Annotated in this window: 14 protein-coding genes and 2 pseudogenes; 5 read left to right on the top strand and 11 right to left on the bottom strand. The window is 61.8% G+C overall.

What is annotated here, in order from left to right; all coding sequences use genetic code 11:
• Positions 1-4 precede the first annotated feature (4 nt).
• The 6 genes from F2982_RS23460 to F2982_RS23435 all read right to left on the bottom strand — a co-directional run bounded on the left by F2982_RS23460 (position 5) and on the right by F2982_RS23435 (position 8764).
• Positions 5-1213 (bottom strand): glycosyltransferase family protein, encoded by a 1209-nt coding sequence (locus tag F2982_RS23460; protein WP_112712338.1) that lies wholly within the window; start codon positions 1211-1213, stop codon positions 5-7.
• A gap of 87 nt (positions 1214-1300) precedes the next feature.
• Positions 1301-2473 carry an ABC transporter permease gene (locus F2982_RS23455; protein ID WP_165402755.1) on the bottom strand — a complete coding sequence of 391 codons (1173 nt, stop codon included), beginning with the start codon at positions 2471-2473 and terminating at the stop codon, positions 1301-1303.
• A complete protein-coding gene (locus F2982_RS23450; protein WP_203431083.1) occupies positions 2473-3471 on the bottom strand; it encodes an ABC transporter permease in 999 nt (332 codons plus the stop codon). Before F2982_RS23450 ends, F2982_RS23455 begins: the two co-directional genes overlap by 1 nt.
• 1 nt (position 3472) lies before the next feature.
• Positions 3473-5386, bottom strand: a complete 1914-nt coding sequence (locus tag F2982_RS23445; RefSeq protein WP_203431082.1) for an ABC transporter substrate-binding protein — start codon at positions 5384-5386, stop codon at positions 3473-3475.
• Entirely contained in the window at positions 5380-7275 is a 1896-nt protein-coding gene (locus tag F2982_RS23440; protein WP_112712330.1) for an ABC transporter ATP-binding protein, read from the bottom strand. The genes F2982_RS23445 and F2982_RS23440 overlap by 7 nt, the downstream gene beginning before the upstream one ends.
• A 145-nt stretch (positions 7276-7420) precedes the next feature.
• Entirely contained in the window at positions 7421-8764 is a 1344-nt protein-coding gene (locus tag F2982_RS23435; RefSeq protein ID WP_112712327.1) for an adenylate/guanylate cyclase domain-containing protein, read from the bottom strand.
• A gap of 442 nt (positions 8765-9206) precedes the next feature.
• Here F2982_RS23435 and F2982_RS23430 point away from each other — a divergent pair, with 442 nt between their 5' ends.
• Positions 9207-10547, top strand: coding sequence for a nucleotide sugar dehydrogenase (locus tag F2982_RS23430; RefSeq protein WP_203431081.1), 1341 nt, complete (start codon positions 9207-9209; stop codon positions 10545-10547).
• Here the strand turns inward: F2982_RS23430 and F2982_RS23425 are convergent.
• Positions 10537-11708, bottom strand: a pseudogene (locus tag F2982_RS23425) (DUF3095 domain-containing protein). The gene F2982_RS23430 and the pseudogene F2982_RS23425 overlap by 11 nt on opposite strands.
• A gap of 126 nt (positions 11709-11834) precedes the next feature.
• On the opposite strand from F2982_RS23425, the gene F2982_RS23420 reads away from it, so the two are divergent.
• A complete protein-coding gene (locus F2982_RS23420; RefSeq protein ID WP_203431080.1) occupies positions 11835-12314 on the top strand; it encodes a class I SAM-dependent methyltransferase in 480 nt (159 codons plus the stop codon).
• On the opposite strand, the gene F2982_RS23415 is transcribed toward F2982_RS23420, so the two are convergent.
• Complete coding sequence (locus F2982_RS23415; RefSeq protein ID WP_199625418.1) at positions 12315-12779, bottom strand: Rrf2 family transcriptional regulator; 465 nt, start codon at positions 12777-12779, stop codon at positions 12315-12317.
• A 127-nt stretch (positions 12780-12906) separates the two neighbouring features.
• Between F2982_RS23415 and F2982_RS23410 the strand changes: the two genes are divergently transcribed.
• Complete coding sequence (locus F2982_RS23410; protein ID WP_203431079.1) at positions 12907-13812, top strand: NAD(P)/FAD-dependent oxidoreductase; 906 nt, start codon at positions 12907-12909, stop codon at positions 13810-13812.
• Here F2982_RS23410 and F2982_RS23405 read toward each other — a convergent pair.
• Complete coding sequence (locus tag F2982_RS23405) at positions 13809-14687, bottom strand: FkbM family methyltransferase (protein WP_203431078.1); 879 nt, start codon at positions 14685-14687, stop codon at positions 13809-13811. The two genes, F2982_RS23410 and F2982_RS23405, sit on opposite strands and share 4 nt — an antisense overlap.
• Positions 14687-16402, bottom strand: a complete 1716-nt coding sequence (locus F2982_RS23400; protein WP_203431077.1) for an adenylate/guanylate cyclase domain-containing protein — start codon at positions 16400-16402, stop codon at positions 14687-14689. Before F2982_RS23400 ends, F2982_RS23405 begins: the two co-directional genes overlap by 1 nt.
• Positions 16403-16595: 193 nt before the next feature.
• Here F2982_RS23400 and F2982_RS23395 point away from each other — a divergent pair, with 193 nt between their 5' ends.
• Positions 16596-17681 carry a glycosyltransferase family 4 protein gene (locus tag F2982_RS23395; RefSeq protein WP_203431076.1) on the top strand — a complete coding sequence of 362 codons (1086 nt, stop codon included), beginning with the start codon at positions 16596-16598 and terminating at the stop codon, positions 17679-17681.
• Positions 17681-18433, top strand: coding sequence for a polysaccharide deacetylase family protein (locus F2982_RS23390; protein WP_203431075.1), 753 nt, complete (start codon positions 17681-17683; stop codon positions 18431-18433). The genes F2982_RS23395 and F2982_RS23390 overlap by 1 nt, the downstream gene beginning before the upstream one ends.
• Here the strand turns inward: F2982_RS23390 and F2982_RS23385 are convergent.
• A pseudogene (locus F2982_RS23385) lies at positions 18430-19258 on the bottom strand (MBL fold metallo-hydrolase). The gene F2982_RS23390 and the pseudogene F2982_RS23385 sit on opposite strands and share 4 nt — an antisense overlap.
• Positions 19259-19548: the final 290 nt, after the last annotated feature.

Here is a 19548-nt window from a genome sequence, read left to right as displayed (position 1 = left end):
GTCTTCACTCTGCGCCGACGAGGGAAAGGTGGCCGCCGCGGTTGTCGAGCCAGTGGCCGACTGTCTCCGAGATATGATCAAGGCCTTCGAGGCGCATGTTGCAGCCGCTTTTCGACGGCGGCAGGCGGCTCGGAAGGCGCTTCAGCGCCTCAGCCATCACAGCCGGATTGGCTGACTGGTCCGGCAGCAGCATATCGACGAGGCCGAGTTCGCTGGCGCGCTGGGCGCGCAGCAGCTGCTCTTCGCGCGGCTTGACGCGCGGCACGATCAGCGCCGGCTTGTCGAACGAGAGAATCTCGCAATAGGTATTGTAGCCGCCCATGGCGACGACAGCGGTTGCCCCGGCGATCAGTTCTTCCATGTGATTGTCGAACTCGATGACCTCGATCGCCGCGATCTTCTCGCCCTTCTTGACGAGCTTGGTGCGTTCCGCCGCGGGCATATAGGGGCCGAGGACGACGAGCGCCTTCTGCTGCAGCGTCTGGTCCTGTTCGTAGGCGTTCATCACGTCATGGACGAGATCTGAGCCATCGCCGCCACCGCCGGTGGTCACCAGGATATAGTTGTCCTTCGGCGTGTTCAGCGACTTCTTGCTCTTGGAGACGCTGCGCTGCAGGAAGCCGACGAAATCCATCTTGCGGCGGACATTGGCGGGAACGTCGAGACCAACGAGCGGGTCGTAGAAATCCGGCGGGCCATAGACCCAGACGCTGTCGTAATACTGATCGATCTTCTGCATGATGCCGTTGCGCTTCCACTCGGCGTCGAGCAGATGCGGGGCGTCCATGATTTCGCGCAGGCCAAGCACTAGCGTCGTGCCGCGGGCCTTGAGATAGGCGAGCGTATCCTCGACTTCGCCCTTCAGGCCCATGGGCTCCTTGTCAACGATGAAGATATCCGGCTGGAAGGTTTCCGCCGTGTGGCGGATGCTCGATTCGCGCATCTTCAGCGTATCCTGAAGATCAATATGGCTCGCCATCGACGTATATTCGCCGTTGCGAAGCTTGATGACGCTCGGGATCTTCACAAAATCGACGCGGGCGCGGTAATCGAAGGCGCCGGCGATCGTAGCGCCGGAGATGATCAGGATGTTCAGGCCGCGATAATCCTCGACCAGCGCATGGGCGATGGTCCGGCAGCGGCGCAGGTGGCCGAGACCGAACGTATCGTGGCTGTACATCAGGATGCGCGCGTCTTCGACACGTCTGGCCATGGGCAATACCTCTGGGGCGAACGACATTATCGCCCCCGCTTTCCGGAGGCCGCGCGACAGCGGATCAGACAGCCGCCGGGCGCCCTGTTATTTGTAGGGGTCTGCTGCATCGCGCAAGCCGTCTCCCAGAAAGTTGAAGGCTAAAATGACGAGAACCACCGGAATAATCGGAAAAAGCAGCCAAGGGTAGAAGGCAATCACACTTACGCTTTTTGCTTCCGTGAGCAAGATGCCCCAGCTGGTGATCGGCGGGCGCAGACCGAGGCCGAGGAAGGACAGGGCCGTCTCGCCGAGGATCATGCCGGGAATGGAAATGGTAGCCGACGCAATGAGATGCGACATGAAACCGGGCACCAGATGGCGGCCGATGATGCGCGGGGTGCTGGCGCCCATCAGCTGCGCCGCCTGCACATAATCTTCCTCGCGCAGCGCCAGAAGCTTGGATCGGACGGCGCGCGCCAGTCCCGTCCAGTCGATGATGCCGAGAATGACCGTGATGCCGAAATAGATGACGATCGGGCTCCAGGTCACCGGCATGATGGCGGCGAGCGCCATCCAGAGCGGCAGGCTCGGCAGCGATTGCAGCACCTCGATCATGCGCTGGACGATGAGGTCGAAGACACCGCCGCGATAGCCGGCCAGACCGCCGATGACGATACCGAGCACGAAGCTGATGGTGATGCCGATCAGGCCGATGGTCAGCGAGATACGGGCGCCGTAGAGGATGCGCGAGAGCACGTCGCGGCCGAGACGGTCGGTGCCGAGCAGATACATCTGGCCGCCTTCGGCCGGGCAGACGAGGTGCAGGTTGGAATCCACCAGACCCCAGAAACGATAGGCATCGCCGCGGCAAAAGAAGCGGATCGGCTGAATATCGTTGGGCTTCTCGGTATAGATGCGGCGCAGCGTATCGATATCGAGCTGCATCGAGCGGCCATAGACGAACGGGCCGACGAACTCGCCCTTGTCGAAGAAATGCACCCGCTGCGGCGGCGAATGAATGTAATCGACATTGCGGCTATGCAGTCCGTAGGGCGCCAGGAATTCAACGATCAGGATCGCGAAATAGACGAATGCGAGGAAGATGCCGGAGACCAGTGCCAGCCGGTGCTGCTTGAACTTCCACCACATCAGCTGCTTCTGCGAAGCAAGGTGAATGCGCGACTGCGCAGAGGTCATCGTCTCCTGCGCATGCGGATCGAACGGCGTGGTCGAGACAAAATGCTCCAGGGGCGCACCGGGCGGCGGCAAGGGCGACATTATTTGGTGCTCCTGCCTTGCAAGCGGATGCGGGGATCGAGGAAGCCGAGCGCGATATCCGAGATCAGCACGCCGATGACGTTCAGGAACGCGAGGAACATCAGGAACGAACCGGCGAGATACATGTCCTGGCTTTGCAGCGCCTTGACCAGCATCGGCCCGGTCGTCTCCAGCGACAGCACGATCGCGACGATTTCGGCACCCGAGATGATCGATGGCAGGATCGATCCGATATCGGCGACGAAGAAGTTCAGCGCCATGCGCAGCGGATATTTGATCAGCGCTCGGGTCGGGTGCAGGCCCTTGGCGCGCGCCGTCGTCACATACTGCTTCTGCATTTCATCGAGCAGATTGGCGCGCAGGCGGCGGATCATGCCCGCGGTTCCGGCAGTGCCGACGATGATGACGGGGATCCAGAGATGCGCGAGGATCGACTTCGCCTTCTCCCAGCTCATCGGCTCGTTCAGATATTGCTGGTCCATCAGGTGGCCGATCGACAGCCCGAACCAGACATTGGCGAAATACATCAGGATCAGCGCCAGCATGAAGTTTGGAATGGCGATACCGAGCAGGCCGAAAAAGGTTAGCCCGTAGTCGCCCCAGCTATACTGATGCGTGGCCGAGTAGATGCCGATCGGGAAGGCGATCAGCCACGTGACGAGGATCGTCGTGAAGGAAACCAGGATCGTCAGCCACAGGCGGTCGCCGACCACTTCGGAGACCGGAAGCTGGTATTCGAACGAATAGCCGAAGTCGCCGTGCAGCATGCCGCCGACCCAGTAGAAGTAGCGAACGATCTCCGGCTTGTCGAAGCCGTACTGCTTCCGGAGTTCCTCGATTTCCTGCAGGTTGGCGGTCTCGCCCTGGGCGCGCAGTTCGGCGATCTGGCTTTCGAAGAAGTCGCCCGGCGGCAGTTCGATAATGGTGAAGACCAGCGCGGAGATGACGAAGAGCGTCGGCACCATGGCGGCGATGCGCCAGAGAATATATCTCAGCATCTCACGTCTCCTTCAGCCAGAATGCATCGGGCATGTAGATGCCGAGGAAGGAGGTCGGGTCGAAGCCGTAGAGCGCGCGCTCCGGCACGTTCTGCATCTTCTTGGAGATCAGGATCGGCTGCAGCGCGCCGTTGATCAGGCCGATCGAGTAGACCTGCTGGGTATAGAGCGCCAGCATCTTGTGCCAGATCGCCTCGCGCTCCGTGAAGTCGGCAGTTGCACCCCATTGGTTCAGGAGATCGACGAGATCGACGACTTCAGGAATGTCGGGCGCTTTGCCTTCCTGTCCGGCGGAGAGATAATACATGCCCCAGATCGGCCATTGCAGCTGGTCGTCGGCGGTTGGCGCCAACTGGGTCGGGGCCATATCGGCCGTCGGCACGCCGTTTTCGATGCCGAACCAGATCGCCATCATGATCGAGCCGCTCATGGCGCGGTTGCGGAAGATGTCGCGCTGCGAGGTGCGGGTATAGAGCGCAATGCCGATGGTGCGGAAGTGATCGCGCACCAGCTCCAGCACGTCGGTATCGAGCGTGCTTTCGCCGGGTGTTTCGACGGTGATCTCGGCGCGCCGGCCGTCCGGCAGCAGGCGGATATCCTCGTCGTCGCGATTTGCAAGACCCAGATCGTCGAGCAGCTTGTTGGCCTGATCCACGTCGTGCTGGATATAGGCGTCCGCATACTCCTGCTTGAAGAGCGGGCTGTCCGGCAAAACGGTATCTGCGCTCGGTGTGCCGAGCCCGTAGAAGGCGACCATATTGATCTCGTGGCGATCGATTGCCATCGACAGCGCACGGCGGAAACGGACATCGCGGAACAGATTGCGCCAGACATCGTCGGCACAGTTGAGATTGGGCAGCAGCGCAAGGCGCGAGCCGCGCGCCTGCTTCCAGAGATTGACCTTCACCGGGAAACGCTGCTCGGCTTCCTTCAGGAAGGTATAGTCGTTGAAGTCGATACCGGTCGCCTGCAGGTCGGATTCGCCGGCACCCGCCTTGGCGGCGATGATCGAGGACGAGCTGACGTTCAGGATAAAGCGGTCGATATAGGGCAGCTGCACGCCGTTTTCGTCGACGCGGTGGAAGAAGGCATTGCGGTCGAAGATGAACTGGTCGGCCGGCGGCTTGGTCATCACCTTCCAGGGATCGAGCGTCGGCAGATCTGGATTTTCAGGGCGCGAGGCGCGCGACATCTTGATGTGCAGGTCGGCCCACTTCTTGACCCGGTTTTCCTTCATCAGCGCCGATAGGCGGAAATCGTCCTGATACTTCTTGTGGAACTGCTTCAGGTAGTGCGCCGGCCCGAAGATGACGAGCGGCAGCGGGCCTGCGAGTGCCGGCAGGAAGGTCGGGTTCGGCTTTTCCCAGGTGTAGCGGACGATGAGCTCATCGAGCACCTCGAACTTTGGCAGGTCGCCATGCGGACGCAGCTCGAGCGCGCCGCCGCCCGGCGTCGCTTCCTTGTTGAGGATGATGTCTTCCCACCAGTAGCGGAAGTCATCGACCGTAAACGGCTTGCCATCCGACCACTTGTGGCCCTCGCGCAGGTGGAACGTGAAGATGCGGTCTTCTTCGCTCGTATAGCCACCCAGGATATCGGGTTGGAACTGCAGATGCTTGTCGTAGCCGATCAGCCGCGAATAGCCGTAGACGGTCATGTAGCGAACGTCGCGCGGGCCGCCGATGATCGTGCGTACATTGCCGCCATAGGTGCCGGGCGTCAGCCCTGCTTCCTTCATGTTGACGATGCGCGGATGCTTCGGCAGACGTTGCGGCATCGGCGGAATGGCGTCGGCGCGCAGCAGGTCGCGCAGGAATTCCGGCTCGATGTCGCGATCATCGGAGGCGGCGCGAACGAGGCCCGGCGCAACCGTCGCGCCGATCATGCCGCCGAGGAAAGTGCGCCGCGTTACCATGCCCGCAACTCCTTGACATCGGCGCCCTTGCGGGCGCGCACGAAATGCCCGTCGCCGAGATCGGCATAGGCAAGCTCGGAAGCGTCGTCATGCTCGGCGGTGAAGGTCAGCCCCCAGTTCTGCTTGTCGGCCGCGCCATTCTTGCGCAGCGCCTCGAAATCGAGCGGCCGGTCTAGATCGGGGAAGGGGACGGCGGCAAGCAGTGACTTCGTATAGGGATGCACGGGATCGCGCAGGATGATTTCGCGCGGCGCGATCTCGACGATGCGCCCCTTGCACATGACGGCGATGCGATCGGCCATGTAATCGACGACAGCGAGATTGTGCGAAATGAAGAGGTAGGTCAGCCCGAGCTCTTTCTGCAGATCCTTCAGCAGGTTGAGAATCTGTGCCTGAACCGAGACGTCGAGCGCCGAGACCGGCTCGTCGAGAATGACGAGCTTGGGGCCAAGCGCGAGCGCGCGGGCAATGCCGATGCGCTGGCGCTGGCCGCCGGAGAAACTGTGCGGATAGCGGCTGAGATAGCGGCGATCGAGACCGATGGCGCCCATCAGCGCTTCGACCTTGCGCTTGCGCTCCTCGCTGTCGCCGCGATCGTGGATTTCCAGCGGTTCGCTCAGGATGTTGCGCACCGTCATGCGCGGAGAGAGAGACGAGACCGGGTCCTGGAAAACCATCTGGATCTTGGTACGCAGCTCCTGCAGCGCGTCGCCCTTGACCGAGAGGACGTCGATGACTTCCTTGCCGTCGTTGAATACAACCGAACCGGTGTCCGGCGTGATCGCCCGCATCAGGATCTTGCTGACCGTCGTCTTGCCGCAGCCGGATTCGCCGACGAGGCCGAGGCACTCGCCGCGCTTGATATCGAAGCTCACGTCATCGACGGCGCGCAGCACCGACCTTTCACCCTGGCCGAAAAGGCTGCGCTTGCGCGTCGTATAGGTTTTGGAGAGATTGTTGACCGAAAGCAGCACCTGCGGGGCATCTGCTTCGACGGTCTTCTTCTTGCCGATCAGCGATTCCAGATTGACCGGAACATCGCGCAGCGCCTTCAGCCGCTCGCCGGGTTTCATGTCGAAATGCGGAACCGCCGCCATCAGCCCCTTCAGATAGGGATGCTGCGGGTTGCGGAAGATCTCCTTGACCGGACCCGCTTCCATGATCTCGCCGTGATAGATGACGACGACTTCGTCGGCCATGTTGGCGACGACGCCGAGATCGTGAGTGATCAGCAGCATGGCCATGCCGAGCTTGTGCTGCAGGTCGCGCAGGAGTTCGAGGATCTGCGCCTGGATGGTGACGTCGAGCGCCGTCGTCGGCTCGTCGGCGATCAGCAGCGCCGGCCGGCAGATCAGTGCCATGGCGATCATCGCGCGCTGGCGCATGCCGCCCGACAGCTCGAACGGATACATGTCGTAGGTGCGCTTCGGATTGGCAAAGCCGACGAGACCGAGCATTTCCTCGGTTTTCTCGCGCGCCAGCTTCTTGTCGGCATCTGTATGGATCAGCAAGGACTCGCTGATCTGGTTGCCGACGGTGTGGAGCGGCGAGAGCGAGGTCATAGGCTCCTGGAAGATCGTCGCCATGCGCTTGCCGCGCAGGTCGCGCATCTCTTCGCTGTCGCGGCCATATTGCAGGATGTCGGTAGTCTTGCCGTCGAGCGGATCGGTGAACAGGATCTTGCCCGTCGCCTTGGCCGGCGTCGGCAGGATGCCCATGATCGATTGGCTGATAACGGATTTTCCTGAGCCGGATTCACCGACAAGCGCGGTGACTTTACCCGGAAGGATACGAAGCCCGGCGTTTCTTACGACACGCAGCTTGTCCCCGAAAACCGAGAATGACACGTCGAGATTCTCGATACGCAACAAGTCGGACGCGGACGCCATACCAATGATATTCCCCAGTCTTTTAGTCTGTTCCCGTTAAGGCACACTATCGTACCGCAGGCGGGGTGTCCAGTTTATGACAGGCTGGGGAAAACTGGCGCGTTCCTGCTGATTTTCAAGGATAATCCGATGTTTCAGGTTCGCCTTACTGAACGAACCTCTCAACCATCGGACGCTTCTCCTGCTTCTTCGCGTCGCGGTGAAGCAGGATGACCTGTTCGGCCTCGGACAGCCCGTTCTGGGCGACCTCCGGGAAGCTTGCGCCATCGGGCAGCGCCGGCGGCGTGATGCGCGGCTGCAGCACCGTGACCTTCTGGCGGATGCCGCGCAGCTTTTCCTCGCCGAGCGTCGTCCACTCGCCGCCGCAATAGCCGGCGAAGGCCTGGCTCGCGACCACTTCGCGATTGTATTTCTTGGTCAGCGACTGCAGGCGCTGCACTTCGTTGACCGCAGAGCCGAAGGCCGAGAAGGTCAACCGGTCCTTGAGGCCGACATTGCCGAACATGACATTGCCGATATGCAGGCCGATGCCGTAGCGGATGGCGTTCAGGCCCTTTTCGGCGCGCTCGCCGTTCAGTTCGGCGACGCGGGTCTGCGCCTGGTGGACGGCCGAGAGAGCGGCCTGCGTGGCGATCTTCGACGGATCCTTGTGGCGGCCGCACGGATAGACGGCGAGGAAGCCATCGCCGAGGAAGCTCAGGATCTCGCCGCCATTGCGGTTGAACGGTGCCGCGATCGCGTCGAAAAACTCGTTCAGCGTGTCGATATAGGCCTGACGGCCTTCCTTCTCGGCAAACATCGTCGACTGGCGCATGTCGCCCATGACGAGGGCGGCGCGGATCGTCTCGCCGTCGCCGCGGCGGATCTGGCCGTTCAGCACGCGCTTGCCGGCATCGCCGCCGAGATAGGTCGTCAGCATGTTGTTGGCGAGCTTGCCGAGCACGGCCATCTTGGCAGCGACCGCCAGGTGGTTCTGCATGCGCAGCAGCGCCTCGATCATATCGTCGGAAAAGCCGGAATGCGAGTCCGTCGACCACGAACCCATCATGCCCTGGACCGAACCGTCGCCGAAAGGCTGCACGAAGGCGAGGTAGTCGGTGATCTTTTCCTTGCGCAGGTCGTCGAAGATCGGAAATTCCGCCGGTCCTTCCTGGCTCATCCGGCGGCGGATGTGCTGCAGGTTGTTGTCCAGCAGGTAATAGTAGGGGCTCTGCAGGAAGCGATCCGGCTTGGCCCCGGCCGAATGCCGGTAGCCCTCGATCGTCACGCCGCTGGCGCGCCGCCAGGTAAAGCTCAGCGCGTCATAGAGCGGATGCAGCATCGAAAAGGTCAGGTGGACGCGGGCGATCGGCAGACCGGCAGCAGCAATGCGCTCGCAGAAACCGCGAACGATATTTTCCAGATCGTCCCCGGCCAGCGACGAATTCGTCAGCCATTCAGCGACGCGGTCCAGAAGAATCGAGGACACGCTGGATTCGATCGTGCTCATCTTTGGTATTATCCTCATCAAGCACGTCCATTCCCGAAGCGACGAAAAACCTGCCTGCAGCACGGTCGCGCGCAGGGCGGGGGTCAAGATGGACGAGCGGTATTATTGTGTCAACGATCTGCCGAAGACCCGGCAAACCTACCTTTCAGAGCCCGAAAAGAGCGAGGACGGATGTCCTTTCTGGTGGTTCATTATCCTATTCAAATAGGCATATGATCGATCCGAAACAATGCTATCCGGATAATTTTCTGCCTTCGGTTTCGATGTCTGCGCCAAGCGAGTCATTTCGGCCACAGTCAGCGCCAGTAGCCGGGCGATTGAGGCGGCTATCGGGCAAAATCGATCACGATCGCTTCACCGATGCGTCAGCGCCAAGGCGGGTTTAAATCCTCGCGATCTTGCATTATCTCACGAGGACTTTCCTCTTTCGAAGAGACCCGTCTTGGCCAGCTCGCAGACTTCAATCGCCCTTTCCGCAAAGATCAAAGACCGCACCGCCCGCGCCGGCATCATCGGCCTCGGCTATGTCGGCCTGCCGCTTGCCATGGCGATTGCCCGCAGCGGCTTCCCGGTCACCGGTTTCGACATCGATCCGAAGAAGATCGTCGCCCTCGATGCGCGCAAATCCTATATCGACGCGGTCACTGACGAGGCGCTGAGTGCGGAGATTACCGCCGGCCGGTTTGGCGCGACGACCGAGTTTGCCGGGCTGAAGCAGTGCGACGTCATCGTCATCTGCGTGCCGACGCCGTTGACCAAACATCGCGATCCCGACCTCTCTTATGTCGAAGCGACCTCGCGGGCGATCGCCGAGCATCTGCGCCCCGGCCAGCTCGTCGTGCTGGAATCGACCACCTACCCCGGCACGACCGACGATGTCGTCAAGGTCATCCTGGAGAAGACCGGCCTGAAGTCTGGCACCGATTTCTTCATCGGCTTTTCGCCGGAGCGCGAGGATCCGGGCAACCAGCATTACAACACGGCGACCATCCCGAAGGTCGTCGCTGGTGATGGTCCCGATGCGCTGGAGCTGATGACGGATTTCTACAGCGCGGCCGTCAAGACGGTGGTGCCTGTGTCGTCGAACGCCACGGCTGAAGCCGTGAAGCTCACCGAGAACATCTTCCGTTCGGTCAATATCGCCCTCGTCAACGAACTGAAGACCGTCTATGCGGCCATGGGCATCGACGTCTGGGAAGTGATCGATGCGGCGAAGACCAAGCCCTTCGGCTACATGCCCTTCTATCCCGGCCCCGGTCTCGGGGGACACTGCATTCCGATCGATCCCTTTTATCTCACCTGGAAATCCCGCGAATACGAATTGCCGACGCGCTTCATCGAGCTTGCCGGTGAGATCAATTCGGCGATGCCGCGCTATGTAGTCGGCAAGCTTGCCGAAGCGCTCGACATCCGGGCCGGCAAGGCGCTGAGCCGCAGCAAGGTGCTGGTGCTCGGCCTCGCCTACAAGAAGAACGTCGCCGATATCCGCGAGAGCCCATCGCTGCGGCTGATCGAGATCATCGAGGAGCGCGGCGGCAAGGCCGATTACAGCGATCCCTTCGTTTCAGAAATTCCGCCGACGCGCGAATATCAGGCGCTCAAGGGCCGCAAGTCGGTCGAGATCAGCGCCGCTACGCTGGCAAATTACGATGCCGTCCTGATCGCCACCGATCACGATGCGGTCGATTACGCAGCGCTTTCAAAGCACGCACCGCTGATCGTCGATACCCGCAACGTCTTCACGCGCCTTGGCCTCACCGGCGATCACATCATCAAGGCGTGACGCTGACCGCGCCGAGCTTCTTGCCGGTCAGCTTGCTGGCGGCGACGGCATAACCGCCGCTGGCGCCATCGATGAAATGCATGTGGTCGCGCGACAGTGGGGTCGGCACGAAGCAGGTCATCAGCGCCGATTCCTGCCGGTGCAGGCCGTAGCGGGCGATGCCGTTCCGCTGCGCGTCCTCGAGCAGCGCCTCGATGCGCTCGAGCCGCGCCCGGTCGACATCGATCGTCATCTTCAATCCGTCGTCGAACTTGCGGAAATCGGAGTTGCCAGCGACATCCCGCTTGTAGCGCCGGGCGTCGAAGGGCCGAAGGGAATGCCGAGCCTGAAAAATAGCGTCGTCAGGGCAAGCTGCATGATGATCATGAGCTTCTGGCGCAGCTTGTGGCCGGGCGCGGTCGCCTTCGCCTCGCGGTCGATGCCTTTCATCGAGAAGGAAAGCTTCGGTCCGTCGAACGGTACAGGATGGCCGCCACGGCCCTGTTCGGAGGAGATCGCCACGATCTTGGTGACCAGCGACTGGAATTCCGGGCCGGAGCCCGCTGCGCCGGGAACGGCGATGATCGAAACGATCTCGCCATTCTCGGCGGCAATCGGGTTCCAGCGGCAGGAGAGGCCTTCAAGATCGGGGCGCGTGCCCGGCGGTGCAGGATCGATGGCATACTTGCCGTCCTTCATCTGCCGCTCGGCCCAGCTGTTGCCGCCGCCGGCAAACATCGCATAGGTCACATAGGGGCTCGCCGCGTAGCGCGCCACGCGGACATCGAGACCCTCCTTGCGGATATCGGCAACCGGAACGATGGCAGCGCGCAGCGTCAGATCGAGATCTTCTTTCACCCAGGCCTGGACGGCGGCAAGCGCCTGCCGGGCGGCATCCTCCTGCGAGGCGGGAAGCGCAATCAGCGCGCCGTCGCCACCGAAGACGAAGGGGTAGTCGCCCTTTCCGACCGCGTTCAGAACGGCCGAGATGACCGAGGCGCCGGCCATGTTGACGTCCTTGTAGCGGCCGTCTTCGATCGCTTGCGTCGATCCCACGATATCGGCAAGGGCGAGAATCCAGCCCTCGGGGAGGGGACGGTAATTGCCGGTATTGGCCACACCTTCGAATTCCGCGAAGACGGGAACCGAGGCAAAGAACTGATCATTCGAAACGGCGCTCATGACCCCGACCTTATCACAGACAGTTGTTGCGGCGGCAACGCCATTTCCTCAGTTACGGCAATCGACTTCTGACAGTTTCGTGTGATAGCACCGGAAGATAAAAATGAATGACGGACAAGGACATAGATGAGCCGCCTCGACAGCTTCATCCGCCGCCTGACGGCTCAGCGCGATATCCTCAATTCCATCGTCGACCTGGTTGGCCCGCTTGCGGGACCGGTGATCGAATTCGGTCTCGGCAACGGCCGCACCTACGATCATCTGCGCGAAATCTTCGCGGGACGCCGCATTATCGCCTTCGACCGCGAGGTCCGTTCCTATTCGTCGTCGACACCGCCTACCGAAGATATGGTCACCGGCGACATCAAGGAGACCGGCCAGGCCTTCATCGGCATCGATGCGGCGCTCGCCCACGCCGATATCGGCACAGGTCACGATGAGATCGATGCGATCACCTTGACATGGCTGCCGCAGCTGATGGTCGGCGTGCTCCGCCAGGGCGGCATCGCCGTCTCCGGCCTGCCGCTCGACCGGCCGGAGCTCGAGCAACTGCCGCTTCCCGAAGGCATCAAGTCCGGCCGCTATTTCCTCTACCGCCGCAAGTAATCAGTCGTTGCAGATCGCCGGTACAGGGCCGCTCGTGGAAAGCCGCGCATAGCGGCGTTCGAAATCGGCTGCGAGATCGCCGAGCGTCACGGATTTCAGCCGGGCGAGGATCAGCGCCTCGGCCTCGCGCAGCGCATCGCCGACGGCATCGTTGACCGCCTGTTCCACGAGGCATTCCGGATGGTCGGAGGCCGGGCCGATCGCAAACAGTTCCGGCTCGCCGATCGCCTGATAGACGTCGAGCAGGGCGATCTCCGCCAGCGGCTTGACCAGCGTCCATCCGCCGTGATGGCCTTTTTCCGAGCGCACATAGCCCTGATCTCTCAGCCCCGCCATCGTGCGGCGCACGACCACCGGGTTGGTGTTTAGCATCCTGGCGATCATCTCCGATGTCGCGGATTTCTGATGCCGCTCCATGTGGATCAGCACATGCAGCATGCGGGAGAGGCGGCTGTCGCTTCTCATCGTGGTCCTCATTTTCCTGTCGCCGATCTATCTCATGCCTATCGTAACAATACAAGTGACGTGAGGCTTGACGATGTCATTTCATGTAACTTATGTAGGTGCGTGATCATCGATATGGAGTTAGGTCATGCACTATGAAGCGATCGTCATCGGCGGCAATTTTGCCGGTCTCTCGGCTGCCATGCAGCTCGCCCGCGCCCGCCGCAAGATTCTGCTGATCGATGCGCAGAAGCCGCGAAACCGGTTCTCGGAAGCTTCCCACGGTTTCCTGGGGCAGGACGGCGTAGCGCCGGCCGCGATCATGGCGGAGGGAAAGCGCCAGCTCGCTGCCTATCCGACGGTTGCCTTCGCGGACGGCGAAGCGATCTCGGCATCAAAGACCGGCGACACGTTCTCGGTTGCCCTGAAAGATGGACGCGAATTCACCGCGAGCCGCCTGATCCTTGCGACCGGCGTGAAGGACACGCTGCCCGATATCCCCGGCCTTTCCGAACGATGGGGCCGCACCGCGCTGCATTGCCCCTATTGCCACGGCTACGAGGTGCGCGACCGCGCGCTCGGCATTCTCGGCAGCCATCCCTTCTCGGTGCATGCGGCGCTGCTTCTGCCCGATTGGGGACCGGCCACCTATTTCTCGCAAGGGCTCTTCGAGCCTGATGCCGACCAGCGCGCGCAGCTGGCCGCCCGCGGCGTCACCATCGAAAATAGGCCGATCGTGGAATTTCTCGGCAAAGCGCCGGAGCTAGAGGCCGTGCGTCTTCAGGATGGGCGCGTGCTGCCGCTTTCGGCAATCTTCGTCGGGCCGAAGGTCTTGATGGCAAGTCCGCTCGCCGAGCAATTGGGGTGCGCATTCGACGACGCCCCGCTCGGCCCGGTCATCCGCCTCGATGACCGCAAGGAGACGACGGTGAAGGGCGTCTATGCTGCGGGTGACGCCACGAACCCGATGCATAACGCGACGCTCGCCTCGGCCTCGGGTGTTCTTGCTGGGGTGCATTGCCACCAGTCGCTGGCGCTGCCGGTCCTGCACTAAGGCAGGAAGAGCACGTCGTACTGATCGATAGAGCCGGGCAGATCGCGGACCTTCATCTGCTGCTCGCCTTCCTCGAAAAAGACGAGGCAATCCTCGTAATGGGAGGCGAGCGTCATGATGAAGTCGCGGGTCTGCTCCGGGCCGTAGAAGAGCGGCGTGAACTCCATGTAGAGAGGCACGCGGCGGCCCATCAGCTCTGTCATCGACCGGCACGCGACGGGCTCATAGCCCTCGATGTCCATCCAGACGAGACCGACGGTGCTCTGGTCGAGCCCGAGATCGCCGAGAATGGCGGCAACGGGCCTGACGGGTACGCTGATCCTGATGTCCGTCGGGCTTTGCCGGATGGCGCTGCTCTTGCCGTGATTGGCTGCATTCATGAAGAAATCGATCTCGCCAGACGCCTCGCCTGCGGCGCAATTGACCGCAGTGACCGTCGTCTCCAGCCGGTTTTGTTCGATATTGGTCTTCAATAGCGGGAAGTTGCGTGGATCGGGTTCGACGCTGACGATGCGCGAATAGGCGCCGCTCAGCGCGAAATAGACGGTCTGCGTGCCGATATTGCCGCCGAGCTCCAGGAGCACGCTGTCCTTGCGCAACAGGCCGCGTTCGCGCAGCACAGCAAGGAGCCGGTCGACATTCTCACGCTCGAAATGTCCCTTCCGGAACACCTTGCGGCCGATATAGTCCGATGGCGAGAAGGTCATGTGGTGGTCACCGGCATCGACGGTCATCGTCAGAATGCGCGGCCCGATATTCTCGATCAGCAGCCGCCGTCCGAAGCGGGTATCGAAAAAGCGCGTCGCAGCCGCATTGCGCAGCTTCCGGATCCGCTTCATCCAGTATTTCTTCGTCAGCAGCGGATTTGCGGCCATCAGGCTTTTCCTTGAAGCGGCTGCGCCGCCTTGTCCTTGGAGATCACGTAGACCTTGAGCGGCAGCGCTCGGCCGCGAACGCTGATCTCATGGCTCTCGATACCTTCCATATCGGCACCGGCGAGTTCCGCGACCGGCTCCGAAATGACGATGGCCGCATCGAATTCCTTGGCCGCATGTTCAAGGCGGCTTGCCACATTCACGGTGTCGCCGACGGCTGTCAGGCTGCGCACGCGCCCGTAACCCATCGTACCGACGACGGCGGGGCCAGTGTGGATGCCGATCGCGATATGCAGCGGTATCGAAAGCTCATGCGCCAGTTCCTCGCCGAGCTTCTCGATCTCTTCGGCGATCGTTGCCGCCGCGCGCAAGGCCTGGCGGCAGCCTTCTTCCGGCGAGGTGTTGATGCCGAACAGCGCCATTGCGCCGTCACCGATGAACTTGTCGACGCGCCCACCCGCCTGTTCGACGGCCTTGCCGACCAGCGCGAAATAGCGGTTCAGCAGGAAGACGATGTCGAAGGGCAGGCGCGGTTCGGTCAGCGTCGTGAAGTTGCGCATATCGCAGAAGAGCACGGCGATATCGCGTTCCCGCCCAGGGCTCGTTTCCTGGGTATTGGCGGGAAGGGCGGCTTCCGTCGCCGGGATCAGGAGCGGTACGACGGTCAGGTCGTGGTTGGGGCGCAGCTGGCAGGCGAGGCGCACGTCGGGTGCGGCATTGATCCGCTTCAGCGTCGTCTGCTCCATCTTGTCGGGCGGCGGCAGGCCTTCGTAATCGCTGAGGATCTGCACGCGGCAGGTGGAACATTGCCCCTTGCCGCCGCAGACCGAATAATGCGGCACGCCGCCAAGGCGGCTTGCTTCCAGCACGGTGAAGCCACGCGGCACCTTGATCGTTTCGCCGGCGGGATAGTGGACCGCGATCTGATCGGTGGCTTCCTTCCACCGGCGGCGGCTGCGGGCAAGCACGACAGTCAGGAGAGCCAGCGAAAATCCGCCGTAGAGACCGGCCCGGATCATGGCGATCTGGCGCTGCGCGTCCGGATCCGAATAGTAACGGCTGTTCAGATTTTCCTGGTAGCGGCCGGTATCGACGAGGCCTTCATAGTCGGGCTCGGCGATCGTCCGGCCCATCTCGACGAAGCCGAGCAATGCCAGCACCGGCAACAGGATTGCAAGCGCCAGCAGCAGCGGCGAGAAGGCCTGATACCAAGGGCGGTAGCGCAGCCAGTAATGCAGGCCGATACAGCCGTGCGTCCAGACGATCACCACCGCGAGAGCCTGACGGACGCCGTTGCCCGGCGAGGTGATCCACAGCAGCCGGACGATCGTCTCGTAATTATCGACGTAATTATAGAGTTCGTGGACGACGCGCGTGCCGATCACGTGATCCATGATGATCAGCGGGATGGCGAGGCCAAGCGCGATCTGCGCCAGCTCACCCTTCGGCATTACAAGGCTGCGCCGGATATAGAGCGAGCGCAGCGCCAGAGCCATGTGGATGAAGATCGCGGTATAGAGCACCACGGTGCCGACGGGATTGCGCCAGGGAATCATGAACAGGCGGCGGGCATCGTCAGCAGCGTTGACCGAAATCAGCCCGACCGCGTGATTGGAGAGGTGCAGCGTCACGAAAACAAACATCACGAGACCGGCGCCGAGGCGCGCGCGCCGGATGTTCCGTTCCGTAAAAAAGCCTGTGTCTGCGACCGCCATTCATTCCCGTTCTTGAAGATCGAATCTCTTATGAAATAGAGATGTTCGAAGAGAAGCGGAATGCCGCCTTCTTCAACTGCGATCACATTCTATATGTTCACCGGTAACTCTTAAGGAAGCAGACCATAGCGCAGAATTTCGCCGCCGGCCGGACCGGGAATTGGAAACGGTGCGTCTCCGGAGGCGTCCACTGATGCGCATTGCATTCTACGCTCCGCTGAAATCCCCGGATCATCCTGTACCATCGGGGGATCGGCTGATGGCGCGGCTCCTGATGCAGGCGCTCGAGCTTGCCGGTCACGAGGTCGAGCTCGTCTCGTCGTTCAGAAATTTCGCCGCTACGCCGGAGGCGGCAGCCGTGCTCGAAGAGGGACGTCAGGCCGAACTCTTGCGGCTGAGGCAGAAATTCGCGGCGGGCAGCAGGCCCGATCTCTGGTTCTGCTATCACCCCTATTACAAGTCGCCCGATCCGTTCGGCCCGGCACTCGCCGCGGAGTTCGGCTTCGCCTATGTCACGGCCGAAACCTCCTATTCGCCGAAGCGCGATCATGGCCCCTGGCAGCCATATCAGGCGCTCGTCGCCGAGAGCATCCGGACGGCCGCGGTCAATATCGCAATGACGGAGCGCGACCGGCTGGGTGTTGTGAGCGCAATCCCCAAAGCACGCACGGCTTCGCTTGCGCCCTTTATCGATCCCAAGCTCTTTGTGGCTCCGCCTGCCGGAGAGAATCCGAAGCGCCTGATCGCGGTCGCGATGATGCGTCCCGGCGACAAGATGCAGAGCTATGAGCGGCTTGCCGCCGCACTGGGCGAGATCGAGTCCGCGGACTGGACGCTGTCGATCGTCGGCCACGGACCCGAGAGGGCGGCTGTCGAAGCCCTGTTTGCCAGGTTCGAGCCCGGGCGGATCGAATGGCAAGGTGAGCGCAGTGCCGAAGAGGTGGCGGCGTTGCTCGGCCAATCCGGCATCTATGTCTGGCCGGGATGCGGCGAGGCCTATGGTCTTGCCTATCTCGAGGCGCAGGCTGCAGGCCTCCCCGTCGTCGCGGAAAATACGGCCGGTGTTCCGGCAGTGATCGAAAACGGCCGCAGCGGCGTATTGACAGCAGAGGGCGATATCGCCGCTTATGGTCAGGCCATCCGCGATCTCCTGGAGCAGCCGGAGAGACGGCGGACGATGGGAGAGGCGGCGCGCCGCTTCGTGCTGGAAGAGCGCTCGATCGCGACAGCGGCCAAGGCGCTCGACGGCATATTGAAACAACATGCAGGAGTGAAGTGATGAGCGGCAACGAAGCCTGGGAACCTCTTCACAACGAGTTGGCGCGCTGGCAGGAGGCCGGACGCACCGCGGTTTTCTGGTGGCGCGATGACGACGCCTTCGAGCCGACGGTCGCCCTCGATACGCTGCTCGATCTCGCCAATCGCTACGAGGTACCGGTGACGCTCGCCGTCGTTCCGGCGAAGGCCGGTCAGCCGCTCGCGCGCCGTCTCGCGGGCGAGCGTAACGCCGCCGTCGCCGTCCATGGCTGGGCGCATCACAATCATGCCAGCGAGAGCGAAAAGAAGCAGGAACTTGGGCATCACCGGCTGGCCGAGGCCGTGCTCGGCGAGCTCTACCACGGCTTCCTGCACCTGAAGCAGCTGCACGAGGCGTCCTTCGTGCCGATGCTGGTGCCGCCATGGAACCGCATCGACCCGCTGCTGATCCCCAAACTCTCGGCGCTCGGCTTCGAAAATCTCTCGACCTATGGCCCTGCCGCCGACGAAGAGCCGATCGGTATTCTCAATACCCATGTCGACATCATCGACTGGCACGGCACCCGTGGAGGCCGGCCGGATGAGGAGCTGATCGCGGAATTGGTGGCGGAGCTGCAGAGCCGCTTCGACGGAAGCGACGAGCCGATTGGCCTGCTGACCCATCACCTTGATCATGATGTTCAGGCCTGGGGCTTCTGCGAGCGCCTGTTCAAGGCAACTGCAGGCAATAAGGCCGTCGCCTGGAAGCCGGCGGCAGCGCTTATGAAAGCTTAGATTTCGACGACCTGATTGTCGCGGGCGGCAAAGGAGCCGGGAATACGGCCTGCGCGTCGAGCTCCATCTGGGCGAGCTGCGTGTCGGTGCGCGAGGGCGCATGGTGGAAGAGCGCGAAACGCTTGGTGCCCGCCATCTTCGCCAGCTCGGTGCCGTGCTGCCAGGTGGAATGGCCGAAGCCCTTGAAGCGCTGCATCTCGTCTTCGTTATAGGTGCAGTCATAGACCGCCAGATCGGCGCCCTTCATCATCTCCAGCGATACGGGATCGTAGGAGCCGGGGATGTGTTCGACGTCGAAGACCAGTGCCAGTGACCGGCCGCCATATTCGATGCGGTAGCCGATCGCGCCGCCCGGATGGTTCAGCATGTAGGTCTTGATCCTGACGCCTTCGCGCGGCTTCAGGATTTCGCCGGCATGAAAGTCGCGGAAATTCATCGTCGCCTGGCAGATATCCGTCTTCACGGGGAACCACGGCGGGCTGATGAACTGGTTGACCATCTCCTTGGTGCTCATCTTTCCGTCCAGATGACCCGACCAGATATTCAGATGGATCGACGGATAATAAATGGCCTTGAAGAAGGGCAGGCCGATGATGTGGTCGTAATGGCAGTGGCTGAAAAACAGATCGACATCGCTGACGCTCTCATTGAGCATCGCGAGACCGGCTTCGCGCAGGCCGGAGCCCGCGTCGAAAATCATACGGTGGGCGCCGCAGCGGACTTCGATACAGGAGGTGTTGCCCCCGTAGTGATCGAATTCGGGTCCCGAAACCGGGATGCTGCCCGTACGCCCCAAAACTTTACCTGAAACAGTTCTTTGCTCATTCTTTCGTCAAGCGGACCGTGCCGAGGCTGCAATCGTAACCACAATCTGATCGGGTTGCGAAGTGCGCAGTTCTACGGACAAGCCGTTTCCTTACCAATCCGCCTACCGCTACAGGCAGAACAAGTAGATTTTCCTAAGCAAGCGGTTTTCGCCTTGGATTGCAACTGCATATGGTTTGTTTTCCGTAAACGGAAGCGGCTGGGCCATCAAACGGCCGAGAATGCATCCGTTTCTCTCGACATTAGATGGGTTCTAATGTCGCAAATTGCAAACTCGGTTGTCAGCCGGG

This window comes from Rhizobium sp. BG4 (assembly GCF_016864575.1).
Classification (GTDB): Bacteria; Pseudomonadota; Alphaproteobacteria; order Rhizobiales; family Rhizobiaceae; genus Rhizobium.
This window is presented reverse-complemented; position numbering and strand designations above follow the sequence as displayed.

Excerpts from the sequence above, each read along its gene's own strand:
- F2982_RS23460 (WP_112712338.1), bottom strand. The coding sequence starts at position 1,213 with ATGGCCAGACGTGTCGAAGACGCGCGCATCCTGATGTACAGCCACGAT.
- F2982_RS23455 (WP_165402755.1), bottom strand. The coding sequence starts at position 2,473 with ATGTCGCCCTTGCCGCCGCCCGGTGCGCCCCTGGAGCATTTTGTCTCG.
- F2982_RS23450 (WP_203431083.1), bottom strand. The coding sequence starts at position 3,471 with ATGCTGAGATATATTCTCTGGCGCATCGCCGCCATGGTGCCGACGCTC.
- F2982_RS23445 (WP_203431082.1), bottom strand. The coding sequence starts at position 5,386 with ATGGTAACGCGGCGCACTTTCCTCGGCGGCATGATCGGCGCGACGGTT.
- F2982_RS23440 (WP_112712330.1), bottom strand. The coding sequence starts at position 7,275 with ATGGCGTCCGCGTCCGACTTGTTGCGTATCGAGAATCTCGACGTGTCA.
- F2982_RS23435 (WP_112712327.1), bottom strand. The coding sequence starts at position 8,764 with ATGAGCACGATCGAATCCAGCGTGTCCTCGATTCTTCTGGACCGCGTC.
- F2982_RS23420 (WP_203431080.1), top strand. The coding sequence starts at position 11,835 with ATGAGCCGCCTCGACAGCTTCATCCGCCGCCTGACGGCTCAGCGCGAT.
- F2982_RS23415 (WP_199625418.1), bottom strand. The coding sequence starts at position 12,779 with ATGAGAAGCGACAGCCGCCTCTCCCGCATGCTGCATGTGCTGATCCAC.
- F2982_RS23410 (WP_203431079.1), top strand. The coding sequence starts at position 12,907 with ATGCACTATGAAGCGATCGTCATCGGCGGCAATTTTGCCGGTCTCTCG.
- F2982_RS23405 (WP_203431078.1), bottom strand. The coding sequence starts at position 14,687 with ATGGCCGCAAATCCGCTGCTGACGAAGAAATACTGGATGAAGCGGATC.
- F2982_RS23400 (WP_203431077.1), bottom strand. The coding sequence starts at position 16,402 with ATGGCGGTCGCAGACACAGGCTTTTTTACGGAACGGAACATCCGGCGC.
- F2982_RS23395 (WP_203431076.1), top strand. The coding sequence starts at position 16,596 with ATGCGCATTGCATTCTACGCTCCGCTGAAATCCCCGGATCATCCTGTA.
- F2982_RS23390 (WP_203431075.1), top strand. The coding sequence starts at position 17,681 with ATGAGCGGCAACGAAGCCTGGGAACCTCTTCACAACGAGTTGGCGCGC.